The 23,712-nt window shown below is 69.2% G+C and carries 24 protein-coding genes; 20 read left to right on the forward strand and 4 right to left on the reverse strand.

Features of this window, described 5'->3' with window-relative positions; translation table 11 throughout:
• Positions 1 to 58: 58 nt before the first annotated feature.
• A complete protein-coding gene (locus tag CEG14_RS04870) occupies positions 59 to 1,375 on the reverse strand; it encodes a dicarboxylate/amino acid:cation symporter (RefSeq protein ID WP_094825192.1) in 1,317 nt (438 codons plus the stop codon).
• A 565-nt stretch (positions 1,376 to 1,940) separates the two neighbouring features.
• Here CEG14_RS04870 and fba point away from each other — a divergent pair.
• From fba to CEG14_RS04940, 15 genes are all read left to right on the forward strand, one after another.
• Complete coding sequence (gene fba, locus CEG14_RS04875; protein WP_094825193.1) at positions 1,941 to 3,005, forward strand: class II fructose-bisphosphate aldolase; 1,065 nt, start codon at positions 1,941 to 1,943, stop codon at positions 3,003 to 3,005.
• Between the two features lie 339 nt (positions 3,006 to 3,344).
• Positions 3,345 to 4,226: a phosphoribosylaminoimidazolesuccinocarboxamide synthase gene (locus tag CEG14_RS04880; protein ID WP_094825194.1), complete on the forward strand. Its 882-nt coding sequence runs from the start codon at positions 3,345 to 3,347 to the stop codon at positions 4,224 to 4,226.
• A gap of 182 nt (positions 4,227 to 4,408) precedes the next feature.
• The gene (locus tag CEG14_RS26250; protein ID WP_176461318.1) at positions 4,409 to 4,561 is read left to right on the forward strand and encodes a DUF5993 family protein; all 153 of its coding nucleotides are present in this window, start codon (positions 4,409 to 4,411) and stop codon (positions 4,559 to 4,561) included.
• A gap of 15 nt (positions 4,562 to 4,576) precedes the next feature.
• Complete coding sequence (locus tag CEG14_RS04885) at positions 4,577 to 5,200, forward strand: hypothetical protein (protein WP_094825195.1); 624 nt, start codon at positions 4,577 to 4,579, stop codon at positions 5,198 to 5,200.
• 87 nt (positions 5,201 to 5,287) lie between these two features.
• Complete coding sequence (gene purE / locus CEG14_RS04890) at positions 5,288 to 5,803, forward strand: 5-(carboxyamino)imidazole ribonucleotide mutase (RefSeq protein WP_094825196.1); 516 nt, start codon at positions 5,288 to 5,290, stop codon at positions 5,801 to 5,803.
• Positions 5,804 to 5,892: 89 nt separating this feature from the next.
• Entirely contained in the window at positions 5,893 to 7,083 is a 1,191-nt protein-coding gene (locus tag CEG14_RS04895; RefSeq protein WP_094825197.1) for a 5-(carboxyamino)imidazole ribonucleotide synthase, read from the forward strand.
• Positions 7,080 to 8,120 (forward strand): L-threonylcarbamoyladenylate synthase, encoded by a 1,041-nt coding sequence (locus CEG14_RS04900; protein ID WP_094825198.1) that lies wholly within the window; start codon positions 7,080 to 7,082, stop codon positions 8,118 to 8,120. Before CEG14_RS04895 ends, CEG14_RS04900 begins: the two co-directional genes overlap by 4 nt.
• 175 nt (positions 8,121 to 8,295) lie before the next feature.
• On the forward strand, positions 8,296 to 9,318 hold the full coding sequence (locus CEG14_RS04905; protein ID WP_094825199.1) for an amino acid ABC transporter substrate-binding protein: 1,023 nt from the start codon (positions 8,296 to 8,298) through the stop codon (positions 9,316 to 9,318).
• 102 nt (positions 9,319 to 9,420) lie between these two features.
• Positions 9,421 to 10,239, forward strand: a complete 819-nt coding sequence (locus tag CEG14_RS04910; RefSeq protein ID WP_094825200.1) for an IclR family transcriptional regulator — start codon at positions 9,421 to 9,423, stop codon at positions 10,237 to 10,239.
• A gap of 271 nt (positions 10,240 to 10,510) precedes the next feature.
• Complete coding sequence (locus CEG14_RS04915; RefSeq protein ID WP_094825290.1) at positions 10,511 to 11,416, forward strand: arginase family protein; 906 nt, start codon at positions 10,511 to 10,513, stop codon at positions 11,414 to 11,416.
• 28 nt (positions 11,417 to 11,444) lie between these two features.
• Positions 11,445 to 12,239 (forward strand): ABC transporter substrate-binding protein, encoded by a 795-nt coding sequence (locus tag CEG14_RS04920; protein WP_094825201.1) that lies wholly within the window; start codon positions 11,445 to 11,447, stop codon positions 12,237 to 12,239.
• Between the two features lie 16 nt (positions 12,240 to 12,255).
• Positions 12,256 to 12,948 carry an amino acid ABC transporter permease gene (locus CEG14_RS04925; protein WP_094825202.1) on the forward strand — a complete coding sequence of 231 codons (693 nt, stop codon included), beginning with the start codon at positions 12,256 to 12,258 and terminating at the stop codon, positions 12,946 to 12,948.
• 2 nt (positions 12,949 to 12,950) lie between these two features.
• Positions 12,951 to 13,706 (forward strand): amino acid ABC transporter ATP-binding protein, encoded by a 756-nt coding sequence (locus CEG14_RS04930; RefSeq protein ID WP_094825203.1) that lies wholly within the window; start codon positions 12,951 to 12,953, stop codon positions 13,704 to 13,706.
• 197 nt (positions 13,707 to 13,903) lie between these two features.
• A complete protein-coding gene (locus tag CEG14_RS04935; RefSeq protein WP_094825204.1) occupies positions 13,904 to 15,463 on the forward strand; it encodes an acetolactate synthase large subunit in 1,560 nt (519 codons plus the stop codon).
• Between the two features lie 94 nt (positions 15,464 to 15,557).
• Positions 15,558 to 16,001, forward strand: a complete 444-nt coding sequence (locus CEG14_RS04940) for a MaoC family dehydratase (protein ID WP_094825205.1) — start codon at positions 15,558 to 15,560, stop codon at positions 15,999 to 16,001.
• 94 nt (positions 16,002 to 16,095) lie between these two features.
• On the opposite strand, the gene CEG14_RS04945 is transcribed toward CEG14_RS04940, so the two are convergent.
• Positions 16,096 to 17,289 carry an acyl-CoA dehydrogenase gene (locus tag CEG14_RS04945; protein WP_094825206.1) on the reverse strand — a complete coding sequence of 398 codons (1,194 nt, stop codon included), beginning with the start codon at positions 17,287 to 17,289 and terminating at the stop codon, positions 16,096 to 16,098.
• An 84-nt stretch (positions 17,290 to 17,373) separates the two neighbouring features.
• Complete coding sequence (locus CEG14_RS04950) at positions 17,374 to 19,074, reverse strand: thiamine pyrophosphate-binding protein (protein WP_094825207.1); 1,701 nt, start codon at positions 19,072 to 19,074, stop codon at positions 17,374 to 17,376.
• Between the two features lie 198 nt (positions 19,075 to 19,272).
• Between CEG14_RS04950 and CEG14_RS04955 the strand changes: the two genes are divergently transcribed.
• The 3 genes from CEG14_RS04955 to ybaK all read left to right on the forward strand — a co-directional run bounded on the left by CEG14_RS04955 (position 19,273) and on the right by ybaK (position 21,711).
• Positions 19,273 to 20,166 carry a LysR substrate-binding domain-containing protein gene (locus CEG14_RS04955; RefSeq protein WP_094825208.1) on the forward strand — a complete coding sequence of 298 codons (894 nt, stop codon included), beginning with the start codon at positions 19,273 to 19,275 and terminating at the stop codon, positions 20,164 to 20,166.
• Positions 20,167 to 20,266: 100 nt separating this feature from the next.
• Positions 20,267 to 21,199 (forward strand): site-specific tyrosine recombinase XerD, encoded by a 933-nt coding sequence (gene xerD / locus CEG14_RS04960; protein ID WP_094825209.1) that lies wholly within the window; start codon positions 20,267 to 20,269, stop codon positions 21,197 to 21,199.
• Positions 21,200 to 21,219: 20 nt separating this feature from the next.
• Positions 21,220 to 21,711 (forward strand): Cys-tRNA(Pro) deacylase, encoded by a 492-nt coding sequence (ybaK, locus tag CEG14_RS04965; RefSeq protein WP_094825210.1) that lies wholly within the window; start codon positions 21,220 to 21,222, stop codon positions 21,709 to 21,711.
• A 3-nt stretch (positions 21,712 to 21,714) separates the two neighbouring features.
• Here ybaK and CEG14_RS04970 read toward each other — a convergent pair whose 3' ends face one another.
• The gene (locus CEG14_RS04970; protein WP_094825211.1) at positions 21,715 to 22,395 is read right to left on the reverse strand and encodes a GNAT family N-acetyltransferase; all 681 of its coding nucleotides are present in this window, start codon (positions 22,393 to 22,395) and stop codon (positions 21,715 to 21,717) included.
• 243 nt (positions 22,396 to 22,638) lie between these two features.
• Between CEG14_RS04970 and CEG14_RS04975 the strand changes: the two genes are divergently transcribed.
• Positions 22,639 to 23,217, forward strand: coding sequence for a DJ-1/PfpI family protein (locus CEG14_RS04975; protein WP_094825212.1), 579 nt, complete (start codon positions 22,639 to 22,641; stop codon positions 23,215 to 23,217).
• Between the two features lie 99 nt (positions 23,218 to 23,316).
• A complete protein-coding gene (locus CEG14_RS04980) occupies positions 23,317 to 23,700 on the forward strand; it encodes a ribbon-helix-helix domain-containing protein (protein WP_094825213.1) in 384 nt (127 codons plus the stop codon).
• Positions 23,701 to 23,712: the final 12 nt, after the last annotated feature.

The raw sequence follows: 23,712 nt of genomic DNA on the forward strand, positions 1-23,712 counted from the left end.
CAGCGCAAACGAAGAAGGCACCCTCGCGGGTGCCTTCGTTTCCTGTGCCGGCCGGGGTTCAGGCCTGGCTGCGCGGGGCCGGGGCGGGGGCGGCGCCGTCGGCGTCTTCCGCATCCTCGGCCGAGGCGGCCTCGATGTCGTCGGCGCCGGCGCGCGCGCCCTCGAGCTTGGAGATCACGGCGGTGGCGAGGCTGTTGCCGACCACGTTGGTGGCGGTGCGGCCCATGTCGAAGAACTGGTCGATGCCCATGATGAGCAGCAGGCCGGCCTCGGGCAGGTTGAACATCGGCAGCGTCGCCGCGACCACGACCAGCGAGGCGCGCGCCACGCCGGCCATGCCCTTGCTGGTCACCATCAGCACCAGCAGCAGCATCAATTGCTGGCTGAAGCTCATGGGGATCTCGTAGGCCTGGGCGATGAACAGCACCGCGAACGACTGGTACATCATCGAGCCGTCGAGGTTGAACGAGTAGCCCAGCGGCAGCACGAAGCCCGAGATGCGCTTGGGCACGCCGAAGCGGGTGAGCGCCTCGATGGTCTTGGGGTAGGCCGATTCGCTGCTGGCGGTCGAGAAGGCGAGCAGGGTCGGCTCCTTGATGAGACCGCCCAGGCGCTTGACGTCGCGGCCCAGGAACAAATAGCCCACGCCGAACAGCAGCGCCCACAGCAGCACGAGGCCGAGATAGAACTCGCCGATCAGCAGGCCGTAGCCGACCAGCACGCCCAGGCCCTCGGTGGTGATGGCGGCGGCCATGGCGGCGAACACGCCCAGCGGCGCGAAGCGCATCACGTAGTCGGTCACGCGGAACATCACCTTGGCCAGCTCGTCGATGGCATTGATGATGGTGGTGTGGCCCTTGCCGCGCACATAGCCCAGCGCCGCGCCGAAGAACAGCGAGAACACCAGGATCTGCAGGATCTCGTTGGTGGCCATGGCCTCGATGATGCTGCGCGGGAACACGTGCGTCAGGAAGCCCTTGAGCGTGAAGTCGCCGGTCTTGAGCGCCGTGCTGGCGCCCGCGTCGGGCAGCGTCAGGTTCATGTGGGTGCCGGGCGCGAACACGTTCACCAGCAGCAGGCCCAGCAGCAGCGAGGCCACCGAGGCGAGTACGAACCACACCATGGCGCGCAGGCCGATGCGGCCCACCGCGCTGGAGTCGGTCATGCCGGCCAGGCCCGACACCAGCGTTGCGAACACCAGCGGCGCGATGATCATCTTGATCAGGCGCAGGAAGATGTCGGTGATCATGCTGAAGTAGCCCGCCAGCTGTTTGGCGTGGGCCGCGTCCGTGGCCGTGCGATTGCAAACGTATCCCACCACAATGCCCAGCACCATGGCGATGCCGATATAGCGGGTCAACTTCTTGGTATTCATGATTGGCGAAACTCAGGGTTTGTTGCGGCTCGCCGGACAGAACGCAGACCAGAAACGCTGCGGGGCCGGCGACGGGAGCGGCCCGGCAGGGCGGCTGGCGTCCGTCGCGTGGACGCGGCCAGGGTGGCCGGGCGCGATGATAAGCGGGTCCACCTGACAGAAAGTTGTCAGTTCCAGGCAACGGAATCGGGGCCGGAAGTGGCCGCCGGGCGGCAGCGCCGACCACTGCGCGAGGGGGGCCGCGGGCCGCCGCGCCCGCCCCGCCGCAGTAACAACCGATGACAATAAAGCCGGGCGTAGCCCGACGTTAGGGGGGCGGATGCCGCGCAATGCGGGCCGTTGCGCCGTCGCCGCCAACACCCGCGAGCCCCTGGGTCGGCGCCGCCGACCCTGCCCGGCCGTGGCGGTGCGCGCGGGCGTGGAGGGTGCCGACGTCCCCCGGGGCGGGTTTGGTTACGCCTTGTCGGCTCGTGCACAAGACCTGGTTTGAAACCACGGCTAAAATCTCGCCATTCAGCGGTATTTCAAACATCACAATCACCCGGTAATCCAAGGAGGTCCTTTCATGGCCCTAGTTTCCATGCGCCAGTTGCTCGACCACGCCGCCGAGCACGGTTATGGCATCCCCGCGTTCAACGTCAATAACCTGGAACAGGTCCAGGCCATCATGGAAGCGGCGGCCGAGACCGACAGCCCGGTGATCATGCAGGCGTCGGCCGGCGCGCGTAAGTACGCGGGCGAAGGCTTCCTCAAGTACCTGATCCAGGCCGCCGTCGAGTCGTATCCGCACATCCCCGTGGTGATGCACCAGGATCACGGCCAGTCGCCCGCTGTCTGTCAGGGTGCGATCAACCTCGGCTTCTCCAGCGTCATGATGGACGGCTCGCTCAAGGAAGACGGCAAGACCATCGCCGACTACGACTACAACGTCGACGTGACCCGTCGCGTGGTCGAGATGGCCCACAAGCTCGGCGTGACCGTCGAAGGCGAACTGGGCTGCCTGGGCTCGCTCGAGACCATGGAAGGCGACAAGGAAGACGGCCACGGCGCCGACGGCAAGCTCACGATGGACCAGCTGCTGACCGATCCGGAACAGGCCGCCGACTTCGTGCGCCAGACCCAGCTCGACGCCCTGGCCATCGCCATCGGCACCAGCCACGGCGCCTACAAGTTCACCCGCAAGCCCACCGGCGACATCCTGTCGATCAAGCGCATCAAGGAAATCCACGCCCGCCTGCCCAACACCCACCTGGTGATGCACGGCTCGTCGAGCGTGCCGCAGGAGCTGCTGGCCGAGATCCGCGAATTCGGCGGCGACATGAAGGAAACCTACGGCGTGCCCGTCGAAGAGATCCAGGAAGCCATCAAGTTCGGCGTGCGCAAGATCAACATCGACACCGACATCCGCCTGGCCATGACCGGCGCGATCCGCCGCTTCTTCGCCGAAAACCCCGGCAAGTTCGACCCGCGCGAATACCTGAAGCCCGCCCGTGCCGCCGCCAAGGCGATCTGCGTGGCGCGCTACACCGAGTTCGGCACCGCCGGCAACGCCAGCAAGATCAAGGCGCTGCCCCTGACCGAGATCGCGCAGCAATACGCCAGCGGCAAGCTCGCCCAGGTCGTGCAGTAAAAACCGCCCGGCCCGCGCCGTCGCGAGGCGGCGGGCCGCCAGCGCAAGCCGCCCCTCGGGGCGGCTTTTTCCTGGGCGCTGCTCGCGCGCGGAGGGTGGCCGGGGGGAGCTGCCGGCACGACACGCCGGGCGCCAGGGGGCGCGCCGCCGCGCGCGGCCACCCGCCTGGCGGCGGCGCGGCCGCCCGTCCAGCCGGGCAGGGCGGGCGCATTTGCAGTAACCTATCGCCTGCGCGAGCCGCGCCCGCACGCCGGGCAGCCGCGGCAGCCCCCCGATCGTTTTCTTCCCGCCCGGCGCGCGCGCAGGCGGGAAGCTTCATTTTTGCCATAGGCCATCTCCGTGACTTCCGCTTTGCACGAATCCAGCATCAAGTCCTTGCCGCTCCTGGGTCGCGGCAAGGTGCGCGACATGTACGCCGTCGGCGACGACAAGCTGCTGATCGTGGCGTCCGACCGCATCTCCGCGTTCGACGTCATTCTTGATGATCCCATTCCGGGCAAGGGCCAGGTCCTCACCGAGCTCACCGAATTCTGGCTGCAGAAGCTCGCGCACATCCTGCCGAACCACTCCACCGGCATCCGTCCCGAAGACGTGGTCGCGCCCGACGAGGTGGACCAGGTGCGCGGCCGCGCGGTGGTCGTCAAGCGCCTCAAGCCGATCCTGGTCGAGGCCGTGGCGCGCGGCTACCTGATCGGGTCGGGCTGGAAAGACTATCAAACCACCCGTTCGGTGTGCGGCATCACGCTGCCGGCCGGCCTGCAACAGGCCAGCAAGCTGCCCGAGCCGATCTTCACGCCGGCCGCCAAGGCCGAGTTCGGCATGCACGACGAAAACGTCGACTTCGCCCACGTGGTCAAGGAAGTCGGCCAGGAAATGGCCGAGCGCATCCGCGACGTCACGCTGCGCCTGTACACCGAGGCCGCCGCCTTCGCCGCGACCAAGGGCATCATGATCGCCGACACCAAGTTCGAGTTCGGCCTCGACGCCGACGGCACGCTGCACCTGATGGACGAGGTGCTCACGCCCGATTCGTCGCGCTTCTGGCCCGCCGACGGCTATCGCGTGGGCATCAGCCCGCCGTCCTTCGACAAGCAGTTCGTGCGCGACTGGCTCGAGACCCAACCCTGGGACAAGACGCCCCCCGCACCGCGCCTGCCGCAGGACGTGCTCGAGAAGACCGCCGCCAAGTACCGCGAAGCGCTCGACCGTCTCACCGCCTGAGCATTTCTGCTCACGCCGCCCGGACGCGTTCCGGGCAAACATGGACCCCGCCCTGGAGGCGGGGTTTTTGTTGTCCGCGACGATTGTCGACACGGCTCAGAAAATTTCGTCCAGTCACATATATTTCCGATTGTTACGTTATACTCGGTCGCGTTCTCGCGCTGAGGAGGCTGATTTTGTTGATGATTTTGCCTTTCCTGACGGGTGCTCTGGCCATGTGGTACGCCATCCTGGGCCGGCGCAGTCCGTGTTTCACGCTATGGCTGGTCACGTTGGGCCTGTTTCTGGTCGGGTCGGGCGCCGCGATGCGGGGCCCCTTGCCGCTCATCTTCTGAACGCCGGGTCCGCTCATGATCTTCCTGCAGAACCTGGCCGTGGGATCGCGCCGCCTCAACGGTCTTTTTCTCATCCTGATCAGCGTCATGCTGCTCGGCAGTCCGGCGCTGTACTGGCTGGCCGGGCAGGTCCCGCCGCCGCTCGCGCTACTGCAGCAGGCCGCCTATGTGATGGCGGGCATCGGCCTGGTGCTGAACATGCGGCTCGGCCCCTCGCCGCTGCATTACGCCATGGTGATCATCTCGGCGATCGGCGGCCTGGCCGCCAGCGCCTGGATGCTGCTGCAGGGCCACGCCGCGCTGCGCGCGCCCTGGGGCGGCCTGCGTGCCGACACCTGGCATTTCCTCGCGTGTGCGGCGCTGGTGCTGTTCGCCGTGGTGATGCAGGCGCGCGACCGCAAGTGGGGCGACAACGCCATGAAAAAGCCCGTGTCGCTGCAGACCGGCATCGTGATGGGCGTGTTTTCGCTGGCCGTGCTGGCGCAGCTGGCCGACACCGGCTACCGCTGCCGCGCCTCCAATTGCCTGGGGACGCGGGTCGCCGTGCCGGCGGCCCGGACGGTGACGCCGGCGCCCGGATCGGGCCCGGCGGCGCCCGCCGCCGGCGCGGTGCCGGCGACCGGCAGCCAGGGCGGGTAAAATACCGGGTTTCGCGGCTCACCGCCGCCAAACCCGCACGCGCGCCGGCCCTGCGCCGCGCATGCCGCGTGCCAACCCGCAACGGTCATGAACAACAAGGTTTTTGCAACGGGCGCTCCCGTCGTCGGCGTCATCATGGGCTCTTCCAGCGATTGGGAGGTCATGAAAAATGCCGTGGCGATGCTCGAGTCCTTCGGTGTGCCCCATGAGGCGCGCGTGATCTCCGCGCACCGCATGCCGCAGGACATGGCCGACTACGGCGCCGAGGCGCGTTCGCGCGGCCTGCGTGCCATCATCGCCGGCGCCGGCGGCGCCGCGCACCTGCCGGGCATGATGGCCGCGCTCACCGAAGTGCCGGTGTTCGGCGTGCCCGTGCCCTCGAAATACCTGCGTGGCGAAGACTCGCTGCTGTCGATCGTGCAGATGCCCAAGGGCGTGCCGGTGGCCACCTTCGCGATCGGCGAAGCCGGCGCCGCGAACGCCGCGCTGCACGCGATCGCCACGCTCGCCTGCACCGACGATGACCTGCACGCCAGGCTGGTGGCCTTCCGCGCCGCGCAGACCGACGCCGCGCGCAACATGAAGGTGCCGCCCGAGGCCTGATCCGCGGCCCGGCCGGTGCCGGGCCTTCTATTCTCCGCGCGACCCGCGAGGGTCCGTTCTGCTATCCCCCACACTAGGGGTCGTGATCCATGTCGCAACACCACACTGCAATCGTCGCCCCGGGCGACTGGCTGGGCCTGCTGGGCGGCGGCCAGCTCGGCCGCATGTTCTGCCACGCCGCGCAAAGCCTGGGCTACCGGGTCGCCGTGCTCGACCCGGCCGATGAATGCCCGGCCGGCATGGTGGCCGACCTCCACATCCAGGCCGCCTACGACGACGCCACCGGCCTCATGCAGCTGGCCGAGCGCTGCCGCGTGGTCACCACCGAATTCGAAAACGTGCCGGCCGACAGCCTGCGCCTGCTGCAGCAGCACTGCCGCGTCAGCCCGGCGGGCGACGCCGTGGCCATCGTGCAGGACCGCATCGCGGAGAAGTCGTTCATCGCGAGCCAGGGCATCGCCGTGGCACCGCACGCCGCGGTGCGCGCCGAGGCCGACCTCGTGAACGCGCCCGACACGCTGTTTCCCGGCATCCTCAAGGTGGCGCGCCTGGGTTACGACGGCAAGGGCCAGGCCCGCATCGCCACGCGCGAGCAGGCGCTCGAGGCCTTCCGCGAATTCGGCGGCGTGGCCTGTGTGCTGGAAGCGCTGATGCCGCTCGATCACGAGATCTCGGTGGTGCTGGCGCGCGGCTTCGATGGCGCCGACGTGGTCTTCCCGATCGCGCGCAACGAACACCGCGACGGCATCCTGGCCGTGTCCACGGTGGCGCAGACCGCGCACGATCCCGACGGCCTGCAGGCGCAGGCCACGGTGGCCGCGCAGAAGATCGCGGCCGGGCTGGGCTATCACGGCGTGCTGTGCGTCGAGTTCTTCGTGCTCACCGACGGCCGCCTGATCGTCAACGAGATCGCGCCGCGCCCGCACAACAGCGGCCACTACAGCATGGACGCGTGCGTCACCAGCCAGTTCGAGCAACAGGCGCGCGTGATGGCCGGCCTGCCGCTGGGCAGCACGCAGCTGCTGGCGCCGGTGGTCATGCTCAACATCCTCGGCGACGTGTGGTTCGACGAAGGCAGCGACAGCGCGCGCGAGCCCAACTGGTCGGCCGCGCTGGCCGTGCCCACGGCCAAGCTGCATCTGTACGGCAAGCGCGATGCGCGCCGCGCCCGCAAGATGGGTCACATCAACATCACCGGCACCACGCTGGCCGAGGCGCAGACCGGCGCCGCGCGCGTGGCCGCCGTGCTGGGCATCGCCGCCGCCGAGCCGCACGCATGAGCACGCCCGCCGACGCCCACGAGATCGCGCTCGCGGCGCAGCGCCTGCTCGCCGGCGAGCTGGTGGCGTTTCCCACCGAGACGGTCTACGGGCTCGGCGCCGATGCCGAGAATCCGGCCGCCGTGGCGCGCATCTATGCCGCCAAGGGCCGGCCTTCGAATCACCCCGTGATCGTGCACATCGCGCCGGAAGGCGACGTGGGTTACTGGGCGGCCGAGGTGCCGGCCGAGGCGCGGGCGCTGATGCAGGCCTTCTGGCCCGGTCCGCTCACGCTCATCCTCAAGCGCGCGCCGCACATCGGCGACACGGTGAGCGGCGGCCAGGACAGCATCGGCCTGCGCTGCCCCTCGCATCCCGTGGCGCAGGCGCTGCTGCGCGCCTTCGCCGCCGCCATGCCGAACGGGCAGGGCGGCGTGGCGGCGCCGTCGGCCAATACCTTCGGCCACGTGTCGCCTACCCAGGCCGAACACGTGCGCAACGAATTCCCGCGCGAGGTGGCCGAGGGCATGCCGGTGCTCGAAGGGGGCGCCGCCGAGGTCGGCATCGAATCCACCATTCTCGATCTGTCGCGCCTGGCGCAGGGCGTGGGGCCGGTGCTGCTGCGTCCGGGCCACGTGAGCGCGGCGCAGATCGAAGCGGTGCTGGGCGTGCCCGTCGGCCGTCCCGACGCCGCCGCGCCGCGCGCGTCCGGCACGCTCAAGGCGCACTACGCGCCGCGCACGCCGCTCGAGCTGGTGGAGGCCGCGCAGCTGGGCGAGGCCGTGGCCGCGCGCGCGCCGCAGGGCCGGCTGGCCGTGGTGGCGTTCGGCGCGCCCGCGCAGGCGTTCGACCGGGTCGACTGGGTGCAGGTGCCGGCCGATCCGGCGCGCTATGCCCAATCGCTGTACGCGCGCCTGCGCGAGCTCGACCGCGAGGGCTATGCCCGCATCCTGGTGCAGGCCCCGCCCACCGATTCGGCCTGGGACGCCGTGAATGATCGCATCGGCCGCGCCGCCGCCGCGTTCACGCTCGACACCACCGACCTGCCGGGCACCTGATGCCCGGGGCCGGTGCGAACCGGCCGTTTCCCCACATCTCCTAGGGTAGCCGCGCATTGTGAGCGATGCGCGGCGGGCGTAAGCTGCCCGCGCCAGGCAGATTCCGCCTGTCGAAACACCGCCGGCCGGCAGCCCCATCCGGGTGCCGTGTCCGGATTCACCCAGGAGACGATTCATGAAGCGGCAATTTGCCATGGTGGCGGGCGCCATCGCCCTCGCGTGTGCGGCACAGTCGGCCGTCGCCGGTCCCACGCTCGACGCGGTCAAGAAAAAGGGATTCGTGCAGTGCGGCCTGACCGACGGCGTGTCCGGGTTCAGCGCCACCAACAGCAAGGGCGAATGGGAAGGCATGGACGTCGACATCTGCCGCGCGGTGGCGGCCGCGGTGTTCGGCGATGCCAGCAAGTTCAAGGGCACGCCGCTCTCCACCCAGCAACGCTTCACCGCGCTGCAATCGGGCGAGGTCGACGTGCTGTTGCGCACGGTCACGCTCACGCAGACGCGCGATACCTCGCTCGGTCTCGCCGCGGTGGCGCCGAGCTTCTACGACGGGCAGGGCGTGCTGGTGCGCAAATCGCTCAACGTGAAGTCGGCCAAGGAGCTCAACGAAGCCACGATCTGCGTGCAGCCCGGCACCACCACCGAGCTCAACCTGGCCGACTGGTTCCGCGCCAACGGCATCAAGTTCACGCCGGTCGTGATCGACAAGGTCACCGAGGTCGTGCGAGCGTTCGAGTCGGGCCGTTGCGATGCCTTCACCGACGACGCCTCGCAGCTGGCCGCCGTGCGCGCCACGCAGGTGGGCAATCCGAACGACTTCGAGATCCTGCCGGAGCGCTTCTCCAAAGAGCCGCTCGGCCCGATGGTGCGCCAGGGCGACGAAAACTGGCTCGGCATCGTGCGCTGGACGCTGTTTGCGCTGATGGAGGCCGAGGAGTACGGCATCACGCAGAAGAACGTCGACGAGATGCTCAAGAGCAGCAACCCCAACGTGCTGCGCATCCTGGGCGTCACGCCCGGCGCGGGCAAGAACATGGGCGTCGACGAAAAGTGGGCCTACAACGCCATCAAGGCGGTGGGCAACTACGGCGAGATCTTCGAGCGCAACGTGGGCAAGGGCAGCAAGCTCGGCCTGGAGCGCGGCGTGAACGCGCCCTGGAACAAGGGCGGCGCGATGTACGCCTGGCCGGTGCGTTGATGCGATGAGGCCGCGCCGGGCATCCGAGTTGGATCGCCTGGCGATATGCGCGATTCGGAATGCGGTACGCTATGCGCACCCAAACCGAATCGCGCATTTTTCATGGCCGCCTCCGAGGACTCCCCGCTGTTCGTCGCCGCCCTGGCGCGCGGCATCACCCTGCTGACCGCCTTCAGCGAAGCGCGGCCGGCCATGACGCTGCCCGAGCTGGCCGAGGCCACCGGCCTCACCAAGAGCGCGGTGCAGCGCTTCGCCCACACGCTGTGGGTGCAGGGTTATCTGCGCAAGCATCCGCAGACCAAGCGCTTTTCGCTGGCGCCGCAGTCGCTCGAGCTGGGCATGCGTTACGCCCAGACCAGCCCGCTCGTGCTGGGCGGCAATCCCTTCCTCCATTCGCTCAATCGGACCAGCCAGGAAACCTGCAGCCTGGCCGAGCCCGACGGGCTCGACATGGTCTACGTGGCGCGTTTCGCCACGCACAAGCAGATGTTCGTGCACATGCCGGTGGGCATGCGCCTGCCGATCCACTGCACCGCTGCCGGGCGCGCCGTGTTGTCGCGCCTGCCGCCCGAACGGGCCGCCGAGCTGTTGCAGCGCGGCGAACGCCGCGCCTATACCAGCCAGACCATCGTCGCGCTGGATGCGCTCATGGACGAGCTCGAATTCGCGCGGCGCGTGGGATATGCGCGCGCCAACGGCGAGTTCTACCAGGGCGACATCACCATCAGCGCGCCCGTGCTGGATCCGGCGGGCACGCCGGTTGGTGCAGTGAACATCTCGGTGCCGTCGAGCCGCTGGAGCTTCGAACAGGCGCAGACGGTGTTCGGTCCGCAGGTGCTCGAAACCGCCCACGCCATCAGCGCCTCCCGCACGATCGGCGTCACACAGCCCTTCTATGCCATGGAGCCGCCGCGCGCCTGAAGGTCGCGCCGCCCGCGCTCGAACCCGGCCCCGGCCGGGTTTTTTATTGCATCGCACAAAACCTCGAGCCGCGTTCGCGGTGGCGGGGAATCCCTAGTACTCAGGCGGTGGCGGTCGGATTAATCTATTTACGACACGAGCGTATCGCTGTGCGATATGACAAATAAAACATACGCTACGAGATCCCGCGTGGATCAGAGGGAGTTGTGCTGTGCAGCAAATTGATTCGGCCCTGGTGGACCCCGCCGTCTTCGCCCCCGCCGCCGGCTTCATGGGCCTGGCCGCGCCGGGCGCCGGGCAGGCGGCGCCGCGGGCCTGCGTGATGGGGATTCCCTTCGACTGCGGCACCCATCCGTTCCGGGTGGGTTCGCGCCAGGGGCCCGACGCCATCCGCGAGCAGTCGCGCCTGCTGCGCCCCTACGATCTGTTCCGGCGTGCCGGCCAGGACAACCCGCCGCAGTTCCTGCGCGCCGCCGACGCCGGCAACGTGGTGTGCTGGCCCGGCGATCCCGAGCGTTCGTATCCGCAGATCGAGGCGGCCGTGGGCCGCGTGCTCGATGCCGGCGCGATCCCGATCACGATGGGCGGCGACGGCGCGGTGACGCTGCCGCAGCTGCGCGCGGTGGGCAAGCGCCATCCCGGCGTGGTGGTGCTGCATTTCGACTCGCACACCGACACCTATCCGATCGCCGGCTACAACACCGCCACCACCTTCACCCGCGCCGCCGAGGAAGCCGTGGTCGACGTGGCGGCGAGCTATCACGTCGGCACGCGCGGCAATTCGTTCATGGGCGGCGTGGTCGAGTACGGCCGCGAGGTCGGCTACACCGTGATCCCGTTCGACGAATTCGACCGCGACCAGGGCGCGGTGCTCGACGAGATCAAGCGCCGCGTGGGCGCGCGCCCGGTCTACCTGTGCTTCGACATGGACATCTTCGATCCCTCGTGTGCGCCGGGTGTCTGCACGCCGGAGTGGGGCGGCCTGTCGGCCAAGGAAGGGCTGGCGCTGCTGCGCCGGCTGCACGGCATGAATTTCGTCGCGTTCGACGTGAACACGGTGTCGCCGCCGCAGGACGTGGGCGGCGCCACGGCGTTTCTCGCCGCGACCGTGATGCAAGAGTTCTTCGCCCTCGCCGCCAGCGCGGTGCAGGCGTATCCGCAAGGCCGGCCCGCCTGACGGGCCCATCTCGACTCAAGGGGAAAACATGAAAATCAGCAAACGCATCGCCGGCCTGCTGGCCGCCACCGGCCTGGTCTGCGCGCTCGCGCCGGCCCACGCCCGCAGCCTCGACGAGGTCCGCGCGGCCAAGAGCCTGAACGTGGTCACCACCGCCTCGGCGCCGCCGCACGGCTTCAAGAATCCCGCCAGCAACAAGCTCGAGGGCATCATGGTCGACGTGGCGCGCGGCGTGGCCACGCACATGAAGCTCGACATGAAGCTGGCCGACGTGCCGTTCTCCGGCCTCATCCCCACGCTCACGTCGGGACGCGCCGACCTGATGTCGGCGCCGCTGTTCATCACCGAGGAGCGGGCGCGGGCGATCGACTTCACCGCGCCGGTCTACGAGTGGGGCGAAGGCATCGTGGTGAGCGACAAGAACACCCGCACCTACGCGAAGTTCGAGGACATGAAGGGCCGGCGCGTGGGCGTGCTGGTCGACTCGGTGCAGTTCAACATGATCAAGGACATGCCCGACACCAAGGTCTCGACCTACCAGGACTACGCCACGCTGCTGGCCGACGTGCGCGCCGGCCGCATCGACCTCGGCATCGTCGATCCGCCCAGCATCGTCTACCAGATCACCACCAAGAACATCCCCGGCGTGAAGCTGCACACCGAGTACGTGCCGCAGAAGAAGTGGCAGGTGGGCATGGCGGTGGAGAAGGGCAACCAGGCGCTGCTCGACGCGGTCAACGCCGCGCTGGCCGACATGAAGAAGAGCGGCGAGCTGGCCGAGATCGGGCGCAAGTGGGGCGTGGCCGATCTGATGAGCAAGTAACGGACGGGATGCGACGATGGACCTCACGACCCTGCGCATGTATCTGACGCCGCTGGCCGAAGGCTCGCTCTGGACCCTGGCGCTGTTCTTCTGCTCGGCCTTTCTCGCGGTGGCGGTGGGCCTGGTGGTCTGTCTGTGCCGCCTGTCGAAATCGCCCGTGCTCTCGCGCGCGGCGCGCTTCTACATCGAAGTGATCCGCGGCACGCCGCTGCTGCTGCAGCTGTTCTACATCTACTACGGCCTGCCGGAGATGGGCGTGGTGATCGACGGCTTCACGGCCGGCGTGCTGGGCCTCACGCTGAACTTCGGCGCCTATCTGGCCGAGCTGTTCCGCAGCGGCATCCAGTCGGTCGACGCCGGCCAGTACGAGGCGGCGCGCGCGCTCGGCCTGAAGAAGGTCGACCGCCTGCGCCGCATCGTGCTGCCGCAGGCGCTGCGCACCATCTTCCCGGCGCTGGGCAACTACGCGCTGGTGCTCATCAAGGAAACCTCGCTGGTGGCGGTGATCAGCGTCTACGAGCTGATGCGGGCGGGCGAGATGCTTGCCGGCGCAACCTTCCAGGCGCTCACCGTCTACACCATGGTGGGGGTGATCTACTTCGCCATGTGCAGCGTGCTGTCGTATCTGTTCCGCCGCTCGGAGAAACGGCTTGCCGTGCCGGGCTACTGGAACGGCGGCGGCGAAAACCACGACATCACGAAGGCCTGACCATGCAAGCCACGCATACGACCGAACCCGTCATCCGCCTGCGCGGCGTGAGCAAATGGTATGGCGAATTCAAGGTCATCGACGACCTGTCGCTGGACGTGCATCCGGGCGAGAAGCTGATCCTGTGCGGGCCCTCGGGCTCGGGCAAGTCCACCACCATCCGCCTCATCAACCGGCTCGAGGAACACCAGGAGGGCACCATCGTCGTCAATGGCGTCACGCTCGACGACCGGCTCGAACAGATCGAGCGCGTGCGCGCCGACGTGGGCATGGTGTTCCAGCACTTCAATCTGTTCCCGCACCTCACGGTGCGCGAGAACTGCACCATCGCGCCGCGCCTGGTGAAGGGCGTGAGCGAGGCGGAGGCGGATGCGCGCGCCATGCAGTTTCTCGAGCGCGTGCACATCCCGCAGCTGGCCGACAAGTATCCCGGCCAGCTGTCGGGCGGACAGAAGCAGCGCGTCGCGATCGCGCGCGCCCTGTGCATGCAGCCCAAGGTGATGCTGTTCGACGAGCCCACCTCCGCGCTCGATCCGGAGATGGTGAAGGAGGTGCTGGAGACAATGGTGGAGCTGGCTCGCGAGGGCATGACGATGATCTGCGTCACGCACGAGATGGGCTTCGCGCGCGAGGTGGGCGATCGCGTGGTCTTCATGGATGCCGGCCGCATCGTCGAGAGCGCGCCGCCGCAGCGCTTTTTCTCGGCGCCGCAGACCGAGCGGGCGCAGGCCTTCCTGGGCCAGTTGCTGCCGGCCTGAGCGGCACGCGCCGGCGTCGCGCGCGTGCCCTAGGGTCTACCCTAGGGTGCCGCCGCGCGGTGCGCAGTGGTTCCATGAAGCTGCCAAAAACTGGACCTAGCAGAGGTGCCGGTCTATCCCTATGATGTTCCGCATCCGCGCGCACGGCGCTGCCGTGCGCGTGCCTCCATTCCCTCCCCAAAGATCCACGACACACCATGAACGGCGCCGATAGCCTTTGCGACACCCTGCTGGCCAACGACATTGATGTCTGCTTCGCCAATCCCGGAACCTCCGAAATGCACTTCGTGGCCGCGCTCGACCGCAAGCCGCGCATGCGTTGCGTGCTGGGCCTGTTCGAAGGGGTGGTGACCGGCGCCGCCGACGGCTACGCACGCATGGCCGACAAGCCGGCCGCCACGCTGCTGCACCTGGGCCCGGGCCTGGGCAACGGCCTGGCCAACCTGCACAACGCGCGCCGCGCCCGCACGCCGATGGTGAACGTGGTCGGCGATCACGCCACCTACCACGTGCAGTACGACGCGCCGCTCACCAGCGATGCCGAGGGCGTGGCCCGGCCGATGTCGCACTGGGTCGATCGCATCACCGACGCCGCCTCCGTGGCGCGCCAGACGGGCGAGGCGATCCGCGTCGCGCGCAGCGCGCCGGGCAACATCGCCACCCTGATCCTGCCGGCCGACGCCGCCTGGACCGACCTGCCCGCGAGCACGCCGGCGCCGGTGGCCGTGACGCCGGATGCGCCCAAGCCGGCGCAGGCCGATGCGATCCGCGCGGCCGCCGCCGCGATCCGCTCGGGCGAGAACACCACGCTGCTGCTCGGCGGCACCGCGCTGCGCGGCCGCGCGCTCGAGGCCGCCGGCCGCATCGCGCAGGCCTTCAACGTGCGCCTGGCGAGCGAGACCTCCAACCGCCGCCTCGAACGGGGCGGCGCGCGCGCGCCGGTCACGCGCCTGCCGTATCCGGTCGACATGGCGGTGGCGTTCCTGAAAGACGTGCGCCACCTCATCATGGTGGGCGCGCGCACGCCGGTGGCGTTCTTCGCCTACCCGGGCAAGCCCAGCCTGCTGGCCGCCGAGGGCAGCAACCAGATCGTGATGGCCACCGTCGAACAGGACCTGACGCAGGCGCTCGAATGGCTCGCGGAAGAGCTCGGCCTCAAGGCCAATGCGCCCGGCCTGGTCGCCAAGCCGCTCACCGACGCCGCGCCCGCCAGCGGCAAGCTCACGGGCCTGGCCATCAATCGCATCGTGGCCGGGCTGATTCCCGACAACGCGATCATCGTCGATGAATCGATCACGCAGGGCCGAGAATTCGGGGGCTTCAGCGAGGCCTCGGCACCGCACGACCTGCTGCAGCTCACCGGCGGCGCGATCGGCATCGGCCTGCCCATGGCGGCCGGCGCCGCCGTGGCCTGCCCCGACCGCAAGGTCATCACGCTGCAGGCCGACGGCAGCGGCATGTACACGGTGCAGGGCCTCTGGACCCAGGCGCGCGAGAACCTCGATTGCCTGACGGTGATCTACGCCAATCGCACCTATGCCACGCTGCATGGCGAGATGAAGAACGTCGGCGTGGTCGAGCCGGGCGTGAACGCGCGCCGCATGCTCGACCTCGACCAGCCCGAGCTCGACTGGGTGTCGCTGGCGCGCGGCATGGGCGTCGAGGCGGTGCGCGTGGATTCGATCGAGGCTTTCACCCGCGCCATGCAGGCCGGCCTCGCGCGCAAGGGTCCGTATCTCATCGAAGCGCTGATCTGACCGTTGCATGGCTCATCGGGGCGCGCGCCCATTGGAGCGCGGCCCCGCCTGGTCTATCCTGACTGCAAGATCACGCGTATCGAAGGGAGCGCATATGAAGTTCGCCGAGTTTCGTCAGGGCATGGTGATCAAGGGCGGTCCGATCACCTTGACGCAGGAAGAGATCCTCGAGTTCGCCCGGCGGTTCGATCCCCAGTGGTTCCACACCGACGTCAGGCGCGCCGAAGAGGGCCGCTGGGGCGGCCTGATCGCCAGCGGCTGGCACACCTGCGCACTGGCCATGCGCATGGCCGTGGACGCCGTGCTGCACGACTCCGAATCCTTCGGCTCGCCCGGCCTGGGCGAAGTGCGCTGGCGCGTGCCCGTTCGGCCCGGCGACACCCTCACGCTGCACATGCGCGTGCAGGGCGCCCGCATCTCCTCCTCGCGCGAAGACCTCGGCATCGTCACGTGGTTCTGGATCGTCTACAACCAGCACGACGAAGCCGTGCTGGAGCTCGACGCGACCAGCCTGTTCGACCTGAGCGGAGAGAGTTGAGCGGCGCGCCTGGCGCGCTCATGAAGAAAAGGCCCGGTGCTCTGGCGAGCACCGGGCCTTTTTTTTGGTGCGCTCGGGCTTGCGCCCGATCGCATCAGAAGAACGCTTGCAGGCCGGTCTGGGCGCGGCCCAGGATCAGCGCGTGCACGTCGTGCGTGCCTTCGTAGGTGTTCACGACTTCGAGGTTCACCAGGTGACGGGCGACGCCGAATTCATCGGAGATGCCGTTGCCGCCGAGCATGTCGCGCGCGAGGCGGGCGATGTCGAGCGCCTTGCCGCACGAGTTGCGCTTCATGATCGAGGTGATCTCGACGGCGGCGGTGCCTTCGTCCTTCATGCGGCCCAGGCGCAGGCAGCCCTGCAGGCCCAGCGTGATCTCGGTCTGCATGTCGGCCAGCTTCTTCTGGATCAGCTGGTTCTGCGCCAGGGGGCGGCCGAACTGCTTGCGGTCCATCGTGTACTGGCGGGCGGTGTGCCAGCAGGCTTCGGCGGCGCCGAGCGCGCCCCAGGCGATGCCGTAGCGGGCCGAGTTCAGGCAGGTGAACGGACCCTTCAGGCCGGACACGCCCGGCATCATCTGGTCTTCGCTCACTTCGACTTCGTCCATCACGATTTCGCCGGTGATCGAGGCGCGCAGGCCGACCTTGCCGTGGATCGCCGGCGCGGTCAGGCCCTTCATGCCCTTGTCGAGGATGAAGCCGCGGATCTTGCCGTCGTGCTCGCCGCCCACGACCTTGGCCCACACCACGAACACGTCGGCGATGGGGGAGTTGGTGATCCACATCTTGTTGCCGCTCAGCTTGTAGCCGTCGGCGACCTTGGTGGCGCGGGTTTCCATGCCGTTGGGATCCGAGCCGTGGTTGGGTTCGGTCAGGCCGAAGCAGCCGATCCACTGGCCGCTGGCCAGCTTGGGCAGGTACTTCTGCTTCTGGGCTTCGCTGCCGAACTCATTGATCGGCACCATCACCAGCGACGACTGCACGCTCATCATCGAGCGGTAGCCGGAGTCGACGCGCTCGACTTCGCGGGCGATCAGGCCGTAGCTGACGTAGTTCAGGCCGGCGCCGCCGTATTCGGTGGGGATGGTGGCGCCCAGCAGGCCCAGCTCGCCCATTTCGGCGAAGATCGCCGGGTCGGTCTTTTCGTTGCGGAAGGCGTCGAGCACGCGCGGAGCCAGCTTGTCCTGGGCGTAGGCCAGGGCGGCGTCACGCACCATGCGTTCTTCTTCGGTGAGCTGCTGGTCGAGCAGCAGGGGATCTTGCCAGTGGAAAGAGGGCATCGAGGACATGCGGTACTCCGGTACGGGATACGAAAGTTTAAATATAAAGTATTTCGGTGCTGGCGGCGCGCGGGGTTTACCCGCGCGCGCCGTTTACTTCGCGGCCTGCTGCGCGGCCGCGCGGATCTTGTCCAGCGTGGTCGACGGCGTGATGGTCTGCGGATCGATCAGGCAGTGCAGGATGGCCGGCTTGCCGCTGGCCAGCGCGCGCTCGTAGGCCGGGCCGAATTCCGCCGCGGTCTCGACGCGTTCGCCGTGGCCACCGAAGGCGCGGGCGTAGTCGGCGAAGTCGGGATTCTTCAGCTCGGTGGCCGAGACGCGGCCGGGATAGTGCTTCTCCTGGTGCATGCGGATGGTGCCGTACATGCCGTTGTCGACCAGCACCACGATGATGGGCAGGTCGTATTGCACGGCCGTGGCGAACTCCTGGCCGTGCATCAGGAAGCAGCCGTCGCCGGCGAAGCAGACCACGGTCTTGTCGGGCCAGACGCGCTTGGCGCCCACGGCGGCCGGCAGGCCGTAGCCCATCGAGCCCGAGGTCGGCGCGAGCTGCGTGCCGAAGCGGGTGAAACGGTGGAAGCGGTGCAGCCAGGTGGCGTAGTTGCCGGCGCCGTTGGTCATGATGGCGTCGGCCGGCAGCTTCTCTTCGAGATAGGCCATCACCTCGCCGAGCTGCAGGCGGCCCGGCGTCTTGATGGCGGCCGGGTCGCTCCACTTCAGGTAGCTCTCGCGCATGGTGCGGGTGCCGTCGGCCCAGACCGGCTCGGTCTTGGGGGCCGGGATGGCGGCCAGCGCGGCGCAGAAGGCGTTGGGCGACACGTTCACGGCCAGGTTGGGGCGGTAGACGCGCGCCAGCTCGCCGCTGTCGGGATGCACGTGCACCAGCTTCTGGCGCGGCACCGGGATGTCGAGCAGCGTGTAGGCCTGGCTCGGGTTCTCCGACATGCGGCCGCCCACCAGCAGGATCAGGTCGGCGTCGGCCACGCGCTGCAGCAGCGCCGGATTGATGCCGAGGCCCACGTCGCCGATGTAGCAGGGGTGGTCGGCCGGGAACAGCATCTGGCGCCGGAACGACACCGCGGTGGGCAGGGCGTGGGCGCGGGCGAAGTCGGCGAACTGCTGCACGCCGCGCGCATCCCAGCGCGTGCCGCCGAGGATCGCGACCGGGTTCTTCGCGGCGGCCAGCATGCCGGCGAGTTCGTCGATCTGGCCCGCGGCGGGCGCGGCGTCGATCACCTCGTAGCGGGGCGCGTCGGGCACCGAGGCGTATTCCACCAGCATGTCTTCGGGCAGCGCGATCACCACCGGGCCCGGACGGCCCGAGGTGGCGATGTGGAAGGCGCGCGAGATCAGTTCGGGGATGCGCTCGACCTGGTCGATCTCGGTGACCCACTTGGCCTGCGTGCCGAACACGGCGCGGTAGTCCATTTCCTGGAAGGCCTCGCGCTCGCGCATGCCGCGCTCGATCTGGCCCACGAACAGGATCAGCGGGGTCGAGTCCTGCTTGGCGATGTGCACGCCGGCCAGCGCGTTGGAGGCGCCAGGGCCGCGCGTGACCATGCAGATGCCGGGTTCGCCGGTGAGCTTGCCGTGCGCGTCCGCCATCATGGCCGCGCCGCCTTCCTGGCGGCACACGGTCACGTGGATGCTGGCGTCGTGCAGGCCGTCGAGCACCGCGAGGTAGCTCTCGCCGGGCACACAGAACACGTGCTTGACGCCATGGGCGGCCAGTTGGTCGACCAGGATGTGGCCGCCCATGCGGGCGGCGGGAGTGGTGTTGGTTTCAGCGTTCATCAGACAGGCCACGGGAGAATATCTCGCGAGGATAATGTTCCTCACTTGCACAAAGCAATTGATAAAATTGCACATCATGTTGACCTGCCGGCACGTCCCGCGGTGTTGCGATGCAGCATCCGGGCGAGGCCGTTCGGGTGACGCATCGCCCGGGCATGGGCATGCAGGAAAGCGAGGAGGGGCCCACGGGCCACGGCGATGAGAAACGGAATTCCCAACCTGAGCGCCCTGCAGGCGTTCGAGGCCTCGGCGCGGCTGGGCAGCTTTTCGCGCGCGGCCGAAGAGCTGTCGCTCACCCACAGCGCCGTCTATCGGCAGGTGGCCAGCCTGGAGGCGCGGCTGGGCGTGGCGCTGTTCACCCGGGTCAGGCGCCGCATCGTGCTCACCGACCACGGCGCCGAGTACGCCGGCCGCATCCGCCATCACCTCGACCAGATCGAGAAAGACACCTTCGGCCTGGTGAGCCGCACCGGCATGGGCCGCAGCATCCACATCGCCGTGGTGCCCACGCTGGCCACCACCTGGCTGATCCCGCGCCTGGCGCAGTTCCAGCAGGCCCATCCCGACATCACCGTGAGCCTGTCGGTGCGCACCTTGCCGTTCCAGTTCAAGGACCAGCCGTTCGACGGCGCGCTCTACCATGGCGACGGCATCTGGCCGGGCACGCAGGGCGCGCTGCTGTTCCCCGAGCGCGAGCTGGTGCCGGTGTGCGCGCCGCCGCTGGCGGGCGCCGTGGCCGCCGAGGCACGCGCCGGCCTGCCGCTGGCGGGCCTGACCCATCTGCACCTGGCCTCGCGTCCCGATGCCTGGCGCCAGTGGTACACGGCCAACGGTCACGCCTACGGCCCGCAGGCGGCCGGCGGGCCGCGCTACGAGCTGTTCACGATGGTGATGGCGGCGGTGCAGGCCGGCCTGGGCGTCGGCCTGATGCCGCGCTTCCTGGCGCAGCCGGCGCTCGATGCCGGCACGCTGGCGATGCCGGTGCCGCAGGCCCTGGCCGTGAGTCAGGGCTATTATTTCGGTTATCCCCAGCGCAGCGAGCGGTCCGGCGCCCTCAAGGTGTTCGAAGACTGGTTGCGCGCGCAATCCTGAGCCGCGCCCCGCTCGACGTAGAATGGGCGGGCCCCGGTCGACGGGGGCTGGCTCCTCCGAACGGGCACGTCGTGCCGGCCACGCTGTTTTTCCTATTGCCATGACTGACGCCGCGCCCCTGGCCTCCCAGCCCGACATCGACGCTTTCATCGACGCCGTCTGGCTCGAGGACGGCCTGGCTGCCAATACCCTGGCGGCCTACCGCCGCGACCTCAGCGCCTTCGCCCACTGGCTCGAGCATCCCGAGGAGCATCAGGGCCAGGCGGCCGCCGCCGCGCTGCGGCAGGTGGGCGCGGCCGACATTTCCGCCTGGTTCGCGGCGCGCCACGAAGAGAGCCGTCCCACCACCGCCAACCGGCGGCTCGCGGCGCTGCGCCGCTTCTACGCCTGGGCGCTGCGCGAACACGTGGTGTCCGCAGACCCCTGCCTCACGCTGGTGGCCGCCAAGCAGCCCCTGCGCGTGCCCAAGACCCTCTCGGAAGGGCAGGTGGAGGCGCTGCTGAACGCGCCGGACGTCAAGACCGCGCGCGGCCTGCGCGACCGCGCCATGCTCGAAACCCTCTACGCCACCGGCCTGCGCGTGAGCGAGCTGGTGGGCGTGAAGGTGCTCGACGTGAGCCTGAACGAGGGCGTGGTGCGGGTGCTGCAAGGCAAGGGCGGCAAGGACCGGCTGGTGCCGCTGGGCGCCGAGGCCGCGCACTGGCTCGATCAGTATTTGCGCGAGGGCCGCCCCGAGCTCGCGGGCGGCCGCGCCGCCGACGCCATGTTTCTCACCGCGCGCGCCGAGGCCATGTCGCGCCAGGCCTTCTGGCAACTGGTGAAGAAGTACGCCCTGCTGGCCGACGTGCGGGCGCCGCTGTCGCCGCACGTGCTGCGCCACGCCTTCGCCACCCACCTGCTGAACCACGGCGCGGATCTGCGCGTGGTGCAGCTGCTGCTGGGGCACGCCGATATCTCCACCACCCAGATCTACACGCACGTCGCGCGGGAACGCCTGCGCGCGCTGCACGCCGCGCATCATCCGCGCGCCTGATCCCCTGTCCCGTCATCGCCATGAGCAAGAGCCGCCACGTCTCGGAAACCCCCGCCACCCAGTTCCTCAAGCAGCACAAGGTGGCCTACAGCGAACACACCTACGAGTACGTCGACCACGGCGGCGCGCGCGAATCGGCGCGCCAGCTCGGCGTGGACCCGCATGCGGTGGTGAAGACGCTCATCATGGAAGACGACGCGGCGCGGCCGCTCGTGGTGCTGATGCATGGTGACCGCGAGGTCTCGACCAAGAATCTGGCGCGCCAGGCGGGCCTGAAGAAGGTGGCGCCGTGCCAGCCCGAGGTGGCGCAGCGCCATTCGGGTTATCAGGTGGGCGGCACCTCGCCGTTCGGCACGCGCAAGCGCATGCCGGTGTTCGTCGAGGCCACCGTGCTCGACTACCCGCAGATCTATATCAACGGCGGGCGGCGCGGCTACCTGATCGGCATCGCGCCGCAGGTGCTGGTCGACCTGCTCGGCGCCACCCCCGTCAGCGTCGGCCTCGAACAGTAGACCTCACAGCGGCAGCGCCAGCGGCGTGCGCGCGCGGCCATCGGCGCCGAAGTTGCGTTCGTCGAGCCAGCCCGCCAGGCGCTCGCGCTGCGCCGGCCACTCGGCGGCCAGCAGGCCGTGCCAGGCCACGTCGCCGCGCCGGCCCTTGACCCGCGCGGCCGAGCGCCAGATCCCTTCGGGGCGGAAGCCGTAGCGGCGCGCCGCGTGCAGCGAGCGCGTGTTGTCGGTGAGGCTGCGCCACACCAGCCGCTCGAAGCGCAGGTCTTCGAACACATATCGCAGCAGCAGGAACACGGCCTCGGTGCCGGCGCGCGTGCGTTGCAGCGCGGGTCCGAACCAGATGCCGCCCAGTTCGAGGCTGGCGTCGGTGAGCGACCAGTCGCACAGCGACAGCCAGCCTTCGGCGCGGCCGCTGTCGTGGCGCCGCACGGCCCAGTAGAGCGGCGAGCTGCGGCTCACCAGGCTGGCCACCTGCTCGGCCAGCGCGCGCCGGCTCGCGAACGGCCCGTAGTTCAGGTAGCGCCAGCTGTCCTCCGCATCGTCCATCGCCAGCCAGAGCTCGTCCACGTGCGCCTGCGACAGCGGCTCCAGCGTGGCCGCGCGGCCGGCGAAGCCGATGCGGCGCGGCAGGCGCGGGCCGGTGGCGCGGGGCGCGGACGGGGCAGGGCCGGAGATCGGATGCATGGGAAACCTCGGGATGACGAGGGGCCACGGTGTGCGGCCCTGCATCGGTGGACCGGGCGCGCGCGGCGCGGGTTCCGCCCGAAACGTGAGCAGGCGTTGCCGCAAGCGCCTTGACAGCTCTGTTGCAGCGCTGCGGTATCGGGCTACCACCCGCGGCCGGCGCCGGCCGCGCACAATGGGCCACAAGCACAAGAACAGCGCGCCGCCTCCCGCGGCCCCGCATGTCCTCTACCGGAGACGATCATGAGCAAAACCCTGCTGATGCTGGTCGGCGACTACGCCGAAGACTACGAAACCATGGTGCCGTTCCAGACCCTGCTGGCCGTGGGCCACAAGGTGCACGCGGTGTGTCCCGACAAAAAGGCCGGCGACAGCGTGGCCACCGCGATCCACGATTTCGAGGGCGCGCAGACCTACAGCGAAAAGCGCGGTCACAATTTCGCGCTGAACTACGACTTCGCCAAGGTCGAGCCGCAGAACTACGACGGCCTGGTGATCCCGGGCGGACGCGCGCCGGAATACCTGCGGCTCAATGAGCGCGTGCTGGAGATCGTGCGGCACTTCGACCAGGCCAACAAGCCCATCGCCGCCGTCTGCCACGGCGCGCAGCTGCTGGCCGCCGCGGGCATCCTCGAGGGCCGCACCTGCTCGGCCTACCCGGCCTGCGCGCCGGAGGTCCGGCTGGCGGGCGGCACCTATGCCGAGATCGCCATCGACCAGGCCCACACCGACGGCAACCTGGTCACCGCGCCGGCATGGCCGGCCCATCCGGCCTGGCTGGCGCAGTTCCTCGCCGTGCTGGGCACGCGCATCTCGCACTGATCCGCGCCGCGGGCAGGGGGACGGCGGCGCCGGCCCCCATTGCCCTGCGCGTGGCGCCGGCCTAAAGTGTGGAGTCACCGGGCCACGGCGGGAGTCACCATGTGCGAGATCTTCGTGCGCGCCAACGCGCAATCCTATGCCACCGAGGCACGCTCGCTGCGCCTGCACGGCGTGGCCACCAGCGTGCGCCTCGAAAAACTCTTCTGGAACGTGCTCGAGGAGCTCGCCGCGCGCGACGGCATGCGCGTCACGCAACTGATCGAGCGGCTCTACGACGAGCTGATGGACTATCGCGGCGAGGTGCCCAACTTCACCTCGTTCCTGCGCGTGTGCTGCCTGCGCTACCAGATGCTGCAGGCCGAGGGCCGCATTCCGCGCGACGCGGCAGTCCCCATCCGCGGCCTCGATGCCCGCACCGTGTTCCAGGGCCTGCGCCCCGACCTGTTCGACGAGCGGCCGCTGCCCGAGCGCGCCACCGCCTGAAACACCCCTGCG

The sequence above is a fragment of the Bordetella genomosp. 1 genome (genome assembly GCF_002261335.1).
GTDB lineage: Bacteria > Pseudomonadota > Gammaproteobacteria > Burkholderiales > Burkholderiaceae_B > Bordetella.

Bases quoted from the DNA above. Each gene is read 5' to 3' on its own strand.
- CEG14_RS04870 (WP_094825192.1), bottom strand. From the start codon at position 1,375: ATGAATACCAAGAAGTTGACCCGCTATATCGGCATCGCCATGGTGCTG.
- fba (WP_094825193.1), top strand. From the start codon at position 1,941: ATGGCCCTAGTTTCCATGCGCCAGTTGCTCGACCACGCCGCCGAGCAC.
- CEG14_RS26250 (WP_176461318.1), top strand. From the start codon at position 4,409: ATGATTTTGCCTTTCCTGACGGGTGCTCTGGCCATGTGGTACGCCATC.
- CEG14_RS04885 (WP_094825195.1), top strand. From the start codon at position 4,577: ATGATCTTCCTGCAGAACCTGGCCGTGGGATCGCGCCGCCTCAACGGT.
- purE (WP_094825196.1), top strand. From the start codon at position 5,288: ATGAACAACAAGGTTTTTGCAACGGGCGCTCCCGTCGTCGGCGTCATC.
- CEG14_RS04895 (WP_094825197.1), top strand. From the start codon at position 5,893: ATGTCGCAACACCACACTGCAATCGTCGCCCCGGGCGACTGGCTGGGC.
- CEG14_RS04900 (WP_094825198.1), top strand. From the start codon at position 7,080: ATGAGCACGCCCGCCGACGCCCACGAGATCGCGCTCGCGGCGCAGCGC.
- CEG14_RS04905 (WP_094825199.1), top strand. From the start codon at position 8,296: ATGAAGCGGCAATTTGCCATGGTGGCGGGCGCCATCGCCCTCGCGTGT.
- CEG14_RS04910 (WP_094825200.1), top strand. From the start codon at position 9,421: ATGGCCGCCTCCGAGGACTCCCCGCTGTTCGTCGCCGCCCTGGCGCGC.
- CEG14_RS04915 (WP_094825290.1), top strand. From the start codon at position 10,511: ATGGGCCTGGCCGCGCCGGGCGCCGGGCAGGCGGCGCCGCGGGCCTGC.
- CEG14_RS04920 (WP_094825201.1), top strand. From the start codon at position 11,445: ATGAAAATCAGCAAACGCATCGCCGGCCTGCTGGCCGCCACCGGCCTG.
- CEG14_RS04925 (WP_094825202.1), top strand. From the start codon at position 12,256: ATGGACCTCACGACCCTGCGCATGTATCTGACGCCGCTGGCCGAAGGC.
- CEG14_RS04930 (WP_094825203.1), top strand. From the start codon at position 12,951: ATGCAAGCCACGCATACGACCGAACCCGTCATCCGCCTGCGCGGCGTG.
- CEG14_RS04935 (WP_094825204.1), top strand. From the start codon at position 13,904: ATGAACGGCGCCGATAGCCTTTGCGACACCCTGCTGGCCAACGACATT.
- CEG14_RS04940 (WP_094825205.1), top strand. From the start codon at position 15,558: ATGAAGTTCGCCGAGTTTCGTCAGGGCATGGTGATCAAGGGCGGTCCG.
- CEG14_RS04945 (WP_094825206.1), bottom strand. From the start codon at position 17,289: ATGTCCTCGATGCCCTCTTTCCACTGGCAAGATCCCCTGCTGCTCGAC.
- CEG14_RS04950 (WP_094825207.1), bottom strand. From the start codon at position 19,074: ATGAACGCTGAAACCAACACCACTCCCGCCGCCCGCATGGGCGGCCAC.
- CEG14_RS04955 (WP_094825208.1), top strand. From the start codon at position 19,273: ATGAGAAACGGAATTCCCAACCTGAGCGCCCTGCAGGCGTTCGAGGCC.
- xerD (WP_094825209.1), top strand. From the start codon at position 20,267: ATGACTGACGCCGCGCCCCTGGCCTCCCAGCCCGACATCGACGCTTTC.
- ybaK (WP_094825210.1), top strand. From the start codon at position 21,220: ATGAGCAAGAGCCGCCACGTCTCGGAAACCCCCGCCACCCAGTTCCTC.
- CEG14_RS04970 (WP_094825211.1), bottom strand. From the start codon at position 22,395: ATGCATCCGATCTCCGGCCCTGCCCCGTCCGCGCCCCGCGCCACCGGC.
- CEG14_RS04975 (WP_094825212.1), top strand. From the start codon at position 22,639: ATGAGCAAAACCCTGCTGATGCTGGTCGGCGACTACGCCGAAGACTAC.
- CEG14_RS04980 (WP_094825213.1), top strand. From the start codon at position 23,317: ATGTGCGAGATCTTCGTGCGCGCCAACGCGCAATCCTATGCCACCGAG.